Below are 9623 nucleotides of genomic sequence, written 5' to 3' on the forward strand. Positions count from 1 at the left end.
GCTTCAATTCATTCACGATACGTGTTAGCGAATAGGTTTGCTTCGCCTTTGCCCACGCAGCCCGCGCAAGTTCATAGCGGAATGAGCCATCCATCATTGCTCTTTCCAGCGCATTACAGAGCGCAGTCGGATCATCAGGCGGTACAAGCAGTCCATTCACCCCGTCTTCAATCTGCTCTGCTATCCCGCCAACATTGGTTCCAATAAGAGAAAGCCAGCATAGCGCCGCCTCAGCGAATACGGAACCGAATGCTTCTGCCCGCGACGGTAATACGAAAATATCGAAGAACGGCATAAACTCCTCGGGATGAAGCATATAGCCGTAAAATATCGTCTCATCATATATAGACAGCTCCTGTGCGAGCTGCTCCAGATCCTCTCGAATCGGCCCATCGCCGATAATATGAAGAACATAGGCATGACCCCGCCGCTTTAGCTCCGCACATGCCTGCAGCAGTACATCGAGCCCTTTGGCAGGAACTAAGCGGCACATCGTAATGAGTTGAGGTACTGCATTATCATGGGCGATCGGCTTGAATCGTTTCTCATCAAATCCATTCGGTAGAACCTCTATTCGATCCGCATCATGAACATAAGCCTTCAGATACGTCCGGAAAGATTCGGACACCGTCATCATCTCATCCACTTGAGACTCTAACTCACGGTATAAGGATGTTAGAAATTGATGCTCCGATCCATTGGGTTCAATCTTTCCATTTAGGATAAGCTCTTGTTCAAAGCTAGAATGAACGGTCATAATTACAGGTGTATCCGGGTACAGCTGCTTCATCACAAGTCCTGCAATGGGATGATGGGCATGTATCAGATCGTAGTGATTCGTAAGTCGCAGCTTCGACCACCAGACATAGTCGCGATACGTTTGAACATATTTCTGCACAATCGAACTATCCCCGTACTGCTTCCAATCGAAAGTATGAAAATAGACTTCTTCCTGCCCTTTGCCCCTTATTCGCTTAGGCAGCGAAAAGATCTCCATCTCCCAGTGGGGCGACTGAAATCGGTCAAGTATATATGGGATCATGGAGGATACCCCTCCAGGCTGTTCAGGCGGAAAAAACAATGCTTGCAAAATATTCATGCGAGCGCCTCCTTCTTGTTCGCGCTTTTCGCCATTCAACCTTTATGATATATTAGAACATATGTTTCAGTAAAGAACCTTCCCAATGGAGCTGTCATTCATGACTCATTCGGCTAATTCCCTTTCTGAAGTGAACAATGTGATTGGATCAGTATCTTCCTGTATCCTTTACATTACATTTATTATGATTCTGATGGCGATTCGTCTTTATATCCGTCAGCGATCCCCAGCATATATTTTGCTCGTTATCTCCTTATTCCTTATGGCGGTAGAACGTCTGACTGATGTGGTTCGTCTACCATTGCTGGATTGGAACCCTAATATTTATAACTGGTTTGTTGGTGGCGCAACCTTGCAAGCGTTTTCCTTTGTTCTCATGAACATGGCGATATACCGGCTTTACAAGAGGCCTACTCGCGGATATCGGGTTCGCTTCTCAGCAATGCTGCTGGTCATCCCAATTGCGACGATGCTGTCTATTCCTTTTGACACGAACATCACACCTACCATCGCTAACGCATGGCCGCTGCTTCTATATCTTATGTTCGCAACGCTGTTTTGTTATGTGTGGGTAGCACCCAGAATCGGACAGCGTATCACTTATATATGCAGCTTAGCAGCTTACTTTGCCACGATTTTGCTTACATCTACGAATACCTTGCTGTTTGCATACAATAACAATCAGCTGTTCCTGTTGGAACGGCTACTCCCACTCGCCTATTACACCCTATTGTTCTTCATCTTGTTCGAGCGCGTGGTCGAACTGCTTCATATGACTTATCGTACTTCCATTACGGATGGATTGACAGGTCTATTCAATCGAAGACACATTATGAAAGTGATGCAGCAATATATCCGCAACGAGTACAAAATTTCATTTATTTTTTGCGATATCGACAATTTCAAGAAAGTCAACGATACATATGGCCATGATCAAGCTGACGAAATCTTGAAGCAAGTGTCTCTGATTATTCGAGAAGAGGTGGAGGAATACGGCGTACCTGGTCGATTCGGAGGCGAGGAATTAGTGGCGCTGATTACGCATCGCAATGCCCATACCGAGAAAATCGCTGAGCAGATCCGGCATCGCGTAGAACAGGAGACAACGGTAACCCTTAGCATCGGTCATAGTACGCTGCGCAAATATATGAATTCAGATGATATTGTACGAGAAGCGGATCAGGCGATGTACTATTCCAAAACTCATGGCAAAAATCTAGTCACAAATTATCTCCATATCCAGAAAGCCTCGGGCAACATGTCCTAATAATAACAACGCCTTCTCCTGCATCTACGTGCAAGGGAAGGCGTTGTTCGTTATTCCAGCGCTATTGAACGTCTCTTTTGTTGAAAATAATGAGAGACAAGCCGAGAAGCACGATCATATACACAGCATAAATCGTAACACTGAATCCAATGCTCGCTTCTTTAAACGGAAGATTGTCTCCACCGTTGAAATACGGCTGCCAGTTCAAATTCGGGAAAATTAAATACTTGTACCACGGCTTGCCAGAGAAGAAGATCATCCCCGCTCCAACGACAGACTTAATCACAATCGGCACGGTAATGGCCAGACCCAAGCTGCGTGTCAGCACAGCCGCTGTCATCGCAAGTAGTGCATAGAACATTACATCTGGAATTCGGAATACGATATCTTTCAATATGGACGCCAGTGTAACATCTGCTGACATGAAGCTGAAGAAGATCATTCCGATCACAACACTGCAAATGACCGTGAATACATACACCGACAACAAGATGAGTACTACGGTAACCATCTTAGAGGTTAGCACCGTTGTGCGGCTTGCCGGTCTTATCAACAACTGCTTAATCGTTCCATCTCGATACTCGTCAGTAACGATTTGTGCAGCGACGACCATAATAAAGATGCCAATGAGAGAGCTGAACAAGAAGTTGACGTCACTCACAAAGGCCATATATGGATATGGATCACTTTTGAAAATAAAGAATCGCATTGCAGCAGCTACAATTAACGTAATAACCGCGATAAACGCGTAAAAATAAGGCACTTGGCGCTTGCTGTTCGCCTTCATCCATTCATTTTGCACAAGGGATACGAAGTATCTCATTCAATACGTCCCCCTTTCGTCATGGACAAGAACGTCTCTTCTAATGTAGGCGCCACTGTGCGCACCTCATAAATGAGAACGCCCGCTTGAACGAACTTCTGTACCGCTGTAGGAACCTCGTCATGCATCAGTTCAACTTTAACGGCACTGTCTTCCTCTACACTTGCCTTCCAAGCTGTAGATGCCAGCACTTCCATCGCTTTCGCGGCATCGTCGACCACGAAGCGAATTGCCATTGCTTGAGATTGTTCGCCCTCTTCATTCGGATCAAGCGATCGCTCCCCGACAAACTTACCGTTCTGAATGATAAGCACTCGATCACACATGAGTTCAATCTCAGACAATAAGTGACTGGATACGAGGATCGAGATATTTTCCTTCTTCGCAAGATGGCGCAAATAATCACGCAGTTCACGTATACCGGCTGGATCTAGACCATTCGTAGGCTCATCCAATATCAAAATGGATGGGTTATGAAGCAGAGCCTGCGCAACACCCAGCCTTTGGCGCATCCCTAGGGAGTACGTCTTAACTTTCTTGTCCAGCGCATTTTCCAAATCTACCAGCTTCACAATTTCCTTAATGCGCTCCTCCGTAATCGGCTTCCCGCTCATACGTACGAAGTGCTGCAAATTTTTGCGTCCGGTCATAAATTTGTAAAGCTCTGGGTTTTCGACTATCGCGCCAACATGAGCCATCGCCTTAGCGCGATCGGTTCGAATATTATGCCCCTCTATTACAATATTTCCAGAAGTCATCGACATCAGGCCGACCATCATCCGGATCGTCGTCGTCTTCCCTGCTCCGTTCGGGCCAAGGAATCCATATACTTCACCGCGACGCACACTGAATGACAAATCATCGATAATCGTTTTTCCTTTTATCTTTTTCGTGACGTTTTGTAGTTCAACAACGACATCATTCACCATTCATCCGCTCCTTTCTCCTGTCTTACCTTGTTGTTCTCGTAGATGCGTATCTCTAGCTTCCCCTAGTCAAATTGTATCCATGAGTCGATCATTCCAACCCCGAATCCTACCACATACTCCATACGTACAAGCCTACTACGACGTTTCGCAAAAGTGTCTTACATTATTGTAACCTGTACCGCCTATCACTATGGGGAACCACAATATGAATAGAGATCACATGCGGTAATTCCCTGAAGATTCATCGTTGCATCGAAGCCCAGCAGTCCGGTAAACTATACAATGCTGATTACTTATACCCATTCGGAAAGGAGCTGTAACATGCCCCAAGAAAGAACAACTTTCCCATTGCCTCAAGCTTATATCGAACAAATGAAGCAGATGCTCCCCAAGGATGGGGATGCATTTTTGCAGAGCTATACAGAACCGCGCACCTTCGGACTGCGTGCCAATCCCGCGAAGTGGCTGACACATCCTGACGCTCGCTCGCGCTCAGAGAAGCTATTCCATCTGCGCCCCGTGCCTTGGTGCGAGGAAGGATACTATTATGAAGAGAGCTCGCGCCCTGGCAAACACCCGTATCATGCAGTAGGCCTCTATTATATTCAGGAGCCCTCTGCAATGTCTGCGGTGAGCCTGCTTGATCCACAGCCAGGCGAGTTCATCTTGGATTTGGCCGCTGCTCCTGGGGGGAAATCTACCCACATTGCAGGACGGATGCGAGGGGAAGGTGTCCTCATCTCCAATGAGATTCATCCACAGCGCGCCAAAATATTAGCCGAAAATATCGAACGAATGGGGATTCCCAACACGATCGTCACCCAATCCGATCCACATGCTCTAGCCGCTAAGTTCCCGCAAGCCTTCGATCGGATTATGCTCGATGCCCCATGCTCGGGTGAAGGCATGTTCCGTAAAGATAACGATGCTGTCAAGGAGTGGTCTCCTGAGCATGTTGCCATGTGCGCGGCACGGCAATGGGATATTATTCAGGCAGCAGTAACGATGTTGAAGCCCGGCGGAACGATTGCCTATTCCACCTGCACATTCAACCATCAGGAAAATGAAGGGATCATTGAAAAATGGCTTCAGCATTACGACCAGTTCAAGTTGATCCACATGGAGCGAATATGGCCTCATCTCTCTGAAGGAGAAGGACATTTTGTAGCCGTGTTGCAGCTACAGGAGGGCGACTCGGAATCAGTTGCTTCCACTAGCTCTACTAGCCGTCGCGGCAAGACTGCCCGCAAGGGAGGTGGAACCCGCTCCAACGAAGCGCAGACGGCGTTTACACAGTTTGAGGCTTGGATGAAAGAATTCCTACCTGGGATTCACTTGCCGCAAGGAATGCCCTTGCTGTTCGGGGAAGAACTCTATTGGCTGCCGCAGGGCAATGAATCAGCTGTTCAAGCACTACGAGGTGGAGAGACACTCCAAGGGCTCCGCATCCCTCGTGCTGGTCTGCATCTTGCTCATGTGCGTAAGAACCGTATTGAGCCCGCCCATGCACTCGCGATGTTCTGCAGTTCTTCAGAGGAAGCTACTCAATCCATCTCATATGATGTGGAAGATCCGGCCGCGGAAGCCTATTTGCGAGGTGAAGCTCTGCTTCTAGAAGGAGAAAATGCGAATCTGAAGGGATGGACACTTGTCGCAATAGACGGATTGCCAATTGGATTCGGCAAAGCATCAGGCGGCCAGTTAAAGAACCATTATCCCAAAGGATTGCGCAAATAAAGTAGACTACCTTACAAGCATCATGCAAATAAAAGACCACTGATCTTGCACAATAGAATGCTTCTGAGAGAAGCTTCGATTGTGCAAGGACAGTGGTTCATGAGTGAATCATTGTATGGGTACAGCTATTTACAATACTTAAGCAGAGTTGCCGCCACTCCATCCTCATTGTTCGACAGTGTGACTTCTTGTGCAGCAGCCTTTACTTCAAGCGGAGAATTGTCCATAGCCACGCCCAAGCCAGCGAATTGAATCATCGTCATATCATTATAATAGTTGCCGATGGCCAATACCTGCTCACGAGGCACGCCGCGCATAGCGGCAAGCTGCTTGAGTGCATTTCCCTTCGTTGCATCCTTGTGCATAATATCGATAAAGTAGTCACCTGAACGAATAAAGTTGTGCTCATGTGTCCATTGATTCAATTCATGTTCTACTCGATCTATCTCTTCCTTATGCCCACTCATCGTCAGCTTCACAGGAGCATCCGGCAAGCCCGTCCAACCTGGGAACTGCTTCGGCTCAATCAGGAATTGACGGTATAGATCCAGCATCTCCGGAGTCAACTCGTTCAGCTTGTCCACATAGAGATTGAAAGCTGTATTGATATCGAAGTGAACTCCGTTCTCACGGCAATATTGAATATAAGGCTCCAAGCCAGCGCTCGGGATATCGAAGCGGTGGAGCACTCTGCGCCCTTCTGAAGCAATGGTAGCTGCACCATTATGGGTAATGACAACACCCTCCAGTCCGATTTGCTCTAAATAAGGCAGCGTACTAATTGGACTTCTTCCCGTACACAGCACAATCTCCATACCTTGTGCCGCAGCCTTGCGAATCGCCTCCGCATTCGCGCTGGACAGCGTATGATCGTCATGAAGCAGAGTTCCATCCATATCTAAAGCCACGATGCGATAATCCATCACTGTTTTCTCCCTCTCATCTCTATCTTCTGTATCGTATGAACAGTATGATATGCGTAAATGTAAAGCAGTCCTATCCAGTTGTTGCTATTGTTAGGATGTTGATAATGTTGATATTGTCACTATTGCTGCTGTCGTTGAAGCAAGTTCAGCTCTTCTTCCGTACACTCTCTCCATTGACCGAGCTTAAGTGCCGGATCCAATTCCAGTCCGCCCATTCGCATTCGCTTCAAATAGATGACTTGCTTGCCGACCGACTCGAACATTCGCTTCACCTGATGAAACTTCCCTTCCGTAATCGTCAGTTCGATGAAGGAGTGCACGGTTCCATCGGATTGCTCCTCATGGCCACGTATGACAAGATGAGCTGGCTTCGTCACATATCCATCATCCAGCTCTACTCCTTGTTGAAATGCTTCTCCATCATTGCTGTCAACCCGTCCTCTAACGGTAGCCACATAGGTCTTCGGGACGTGCTTCTTCGGAGACAGCAACTCATGCGCCAGCTTGCCGTCATTTGTAAGCAGCAGCAAGCCCTCTGTATCTTTGTCCAGCCGACCTACTGGGAAAGGCTCGAAGTGCCGCAGCTCTTCGGGGAGCAGATCAATCACCGTCCGTTCCCGTATATCTTCCGTAGCAGATATTACGCCTTGCGGCTTATTCAACATAATATATACGAATTCACGATAGCGAATCTGTTCGCCATCCAGCAGCACTTCATCTGCATCAGGATCCACCTGCAAGCCGCTGTCCTTAATTACTCGTCCATTGACTTGAATTAGGCCAATCTTCGCCCATTTTTTAATCTCTGAGCGACTGCCGCAGCCCATATGCCCTAATAGTTTGTCCAGCCTTATCTTTTTTGCCACCGCATGCTCACCTCCATGCTGCACAGTATGCTTATGTTCATTCTTCGTTCCTATCTTCCCGTATTGCATTGTGCACAAGCTGTTTTTATCCGTGCTCTTACAGCATACCATGCCTGCTACGCATATCACAACGAATCGACATCTCATCGATTTAGGTGACAGCATTCTCTCTTCCCCTTACAATATTGTCACAATGCAGTCAAGAGAGAAACTTTCCCTTATAATCATCGTATGGAACACTGTTATGCGCTGGATCGATACATATTTAATCAAAGAACTAGATAGAAAGGAGGAGCCGAATGTTACGTGTCGAAGGCCTATCCCACTCATTTAAGAACGGCCCCGAAACCACCCAAGTACTGCATTCCATCAATTTCGAAGTAAAGCGCGGCGAAATGGTTGCACTGCTCGGCAGCTCAGGTTCTGGTAAGTCAACATTGCTTAACTTAATGGCAGGCTTAATGAAGCCAACTGAAGGAAGCATCTATATTGCAGATCAGGACATTGTGAAACTGAACGAGAACTCACTTGCTGAATTTCGACGCAAGCATATTGGTTTCATATTTCAAGCGTATGAGCTCATAGCCAATTTAACCGTACGTGAAAATGTAGAGCTCCCACTTATTTTCCAAGGCGTACGTCCGTCGGAACGAAAGCAAAAAGCAATGCGTCTGCTTGAACAGGTCGGTATTCCTGACAAGGCTGAGCTGTTCACTTCCCAATTGTCTGGTGGACAGCAGCAGCGTGTCAGTATCGCGCGCTCTCTCATTACCGAGCCATCCGTTATTTTTGCGGACGAGCCTACCGGTAATTTGGATACTCGCACAGAAGAAGAAATCATTGCAATCCTGAAAAACTTGAACGAATCCGTTGACACGACCTTCATCATCGTTACTCACGAGATGGAAGTGGCTGAACAAACAAAACGCATTATTACTTTGAAGGATGGCGTGCTTATTGAAGACGGATTGCGCACGAAGGTAAGTCCGATGACAAAGACAGAAGCTGTGCCAGAATCAAAAGTGCTTCAACCCGTTGGAGGTGAGCAGAAGTGAGAGTACGAGACTACCTCCATCTTTCGTGGGATCAGTTGAAGAGACGGAAGGTCGTAACCGGATTATGTGCAGCGGGAATATCAATTGGTTGTGCCGCTATTATTATTGCGATGAGTGTCGGGGAATCTGCACAGACGTTTGCAGAGAAACAGTTGAACACGTACTTGAAAATGGACGAGATTACGGTGACACCAAATACAGGGGTCAACCAAGGTGGAAATCAAGGAAAAACAGCGGACAGCAGGCAAAAGGTGCGGATGACGAGAGTATTGAGCGCGGAAAGATTACAGCCCAGAAAATTGAGGTCATTCGCAACATCCCCCATGTCAAGGCAGTTGCGCCATTCCAGCAATTCGGCTATTTGGAAATGAATACGATGGATGATCGTCGGACTGGAATTGAGGTATTTGCGACAGATCTTAATTCGTTAACTGAATTTGACAATAAGTTTATGCAGGGATCTCCTTCAGACCTTGATGGTACCGTCGTATTGAGCTATGGAGCCACTCTCGGACTTATTGACCAAGAGACGATGGATAACCTGATGGAGCAATTGTCGAACAATCCGTACGACGACTCCTTGATGGAGCAGTATAACAACCTAAACCGTATTCCTACAGCGATGTATCAACGTCAACTTCGTCTCAAGACGATGCTGATGAACGGAGAAAGCAAGACCTATATGAGCTCCCCGCTTCGCGTATCTGCTGTGCTGAAGAAGCCAGCCGGTGTCAGTGAGAATCAGGTAGCCTACGATAAGAGGCTGTACGTATCTCTTGAAACCGGCAAAATGTTGATGCAGGAGCTGCACATGAATGACGGCAGTGAAGAACAAGGTACATACAACAATGTCATCGTAAAAGTAGACGACCAAGCGAATGTAGAACAAGTTGAGAAGCAAATTAAAAAGTTAACGTTAAA

Annotated in this window: 10 protein-coding genes; 5 read left to right on the top strand and 5 right to left on the bottom strand. The window is 47.0% G+C overall.

Going from position 1 to position 9623, the window contains the following annotated elements; translation table 11 throughout:
• A partial coding sequence (locus tag AZ66_RS22650; RefSeq protein ID WP_044356928.1) for a glycosyltransferase family 4 protein occupies positions 1-1099 on the bottom strand: 1099 nt, incomplete at its 3' end.
• A gap of 100 nt (positions 1100-1199) precedes the next feature.
• On the opposite strand from AZ66_RS22650, the gene AZ66_RS22655 reads away from it, so the two are divergent.
• Complete coding sequence (locus AZ66_RS22655; RefSeq protein ID WP_044356930.1) at positions 1200-2366, top strand: GGDEF domain-containing protein; 1167 nt, start codon at positions 1200-1202, stop codon at positions 2364-2366.
• A 61-nt stretch (positions 2367-2427) separates the two neighbouring features.
• On the opposite strand, the gene AZ66_RS22660 is transcribed toward AZ66_RS22655, so the two are convergent.
• Positions 2428-3189, bottom strand: a complete 762-nt coding sequence (locus AZ66_RS22660; RefSeq protein ID WP_044356932.1) for an ABC transporter permease — start codon at positions 3187-3189, stop codon at positions 2428-2430.
• Positions 3186-4115, bottom strand: coding sequence for an ABC transporter ATP-binding protein (locus AZ66_RS22665; RefSeq protein WP_036590707.1), 930 nt, complete (start codon positions 4113-4115; stop codon positions 3186-3188). Before AZ66_RS22665 ends, AZ66_RS22660 begins: the two co-directional genes overlap by 4 nt.
• Before the next feature lie 324 nt (positions 4116-4439).
• Here AZ66_RS22665 and AZ66_RS22670 point away from each other — a divergent pair, with 324 nt between their 5' ends.
• Complete coding sequence (locus tag AZ66_RS22670) at positions 4440-5855, top strand: RsmF rRNA methyltransferase first C-terminal domain-containing protein (RefSeq protein WP_044356934.1); 1416 nt, start codon at positions 4440-4442, stop codon at positions 5853-5855.
• A gap of 125 nt (positions 5856-5980) precedes the next feature.
• Here the strand turns inward: AZ66_RS22670 and AZ66_RS22675 are convergent, their stop codons facing one another.
• Both AZ66_RS22675 and AZ66_RS22680 read right to left on the bottom strand, forming a co-directional pair.
• Positions 5981-6778, bottom strand: coding sequence for a Cof-type HAD-IIB family hydrolase (locus AZ66_RS22675; RefSeq protein ID WP_044356936.1), 798 nt, complete (start codon positions 6776-6778; stop codon positions 5981-5983).
• Positions 6779-6900: 122 nt separating this feature from the next.
• A complete protein-coding gene (locus AZ66_RS22680) occupies positions 6901-7647 on the bottom strand; it encodes a pseudouridine synthase (RefSeq protein WP_231586998.1) in 747 nt (248 codons plus the stop codon).
• Between the two features lie 299 nt (positions 7648-7946).
• Here AZ66_RS22680 and AZ66_RS22685 point away from each other — a divergent pair, with 299 nt between their 5' ends.
• The 3 genes from AZ66_RS22685 to AZ66_RS32070 form a co-directional block, all read left to right on the top strand.
• Positions 7947-8702, top strand: a complete 756-nt coding sequence (locus AZ66_RS22685; protein WP_082061689.1) for an ABC transporter ATP-binding protein — start codon at positions 7947-7949, stop codon at positions 8700-8702.
• Positions 8699-9073 (top strand): ABC transporter permease, encoded by a 375-nt coding sequence (locus tag AZ66_RS32065; RefSeq protein ID WP_197081756.1) that lies wholly within the window; start codon positions 8699-8701, stop codon positions 9071-9073. Before AZ66_RS22685 ends, AZ66_RS32065 begins: the two co-directional genes overlap by 4 nt.
• Positions 9019-9623 (top strand): ABC transporter permease (locus AZ66_RS32070; protein WP_331436928.1); only part of this gene is annotated, 605 nt, incomplete at its 3' end. The genes AZ66_RS32065 and AZ66_RS32070, both read left to right, overlap by 55 nt.

Source organism: Paenibacillus sp. E194 (genome assembly GCF_000935845.1).
Classification (GTDB): Bacteria; Bacillota; Bacilli; order Paenibacillales; family Paenibacillaceae; genus Paenibacillus_B; species Paenibacillus_B alvei_B.

Coding starts and splice junctions, on each gene's coding strand:
- AZ66_RS22655 (WP_044356930.1), top strand. CDS start 1,200: ATGACTCATTCGGCTAATTCCCTTTCTGAAGTGAACAATGTGATTGGA.
- AZ66_RS22660 (WP_044356932.1), bottom strand. CDS start 3,189: ATGAGATACTTCGTATCCCTTGTGCAAAATGAATGGATGAAGGCGAAC.
- AZ66_RS22670 (WP_044356934.1), top strand. CDS start 4,440: ATGCCCCAAGAAAGAACAACTTTCCCATTGCCTCAAGCTTATATCGAA.
- AZ66_RS22675 (WP_044356936.1), bottom strand. CDS start 6,778: ATGGATTATCGCATCGTGGCTTTAGATATGGATGGAACTCTGCTTCAT.
- AZ66_RS22685 (WP_082061689.1), top strand. CDS start 7,947: ATGTTACGTGTCGAAGGCCTATCCCACTCATTTAAGAACGGCCCCGAA.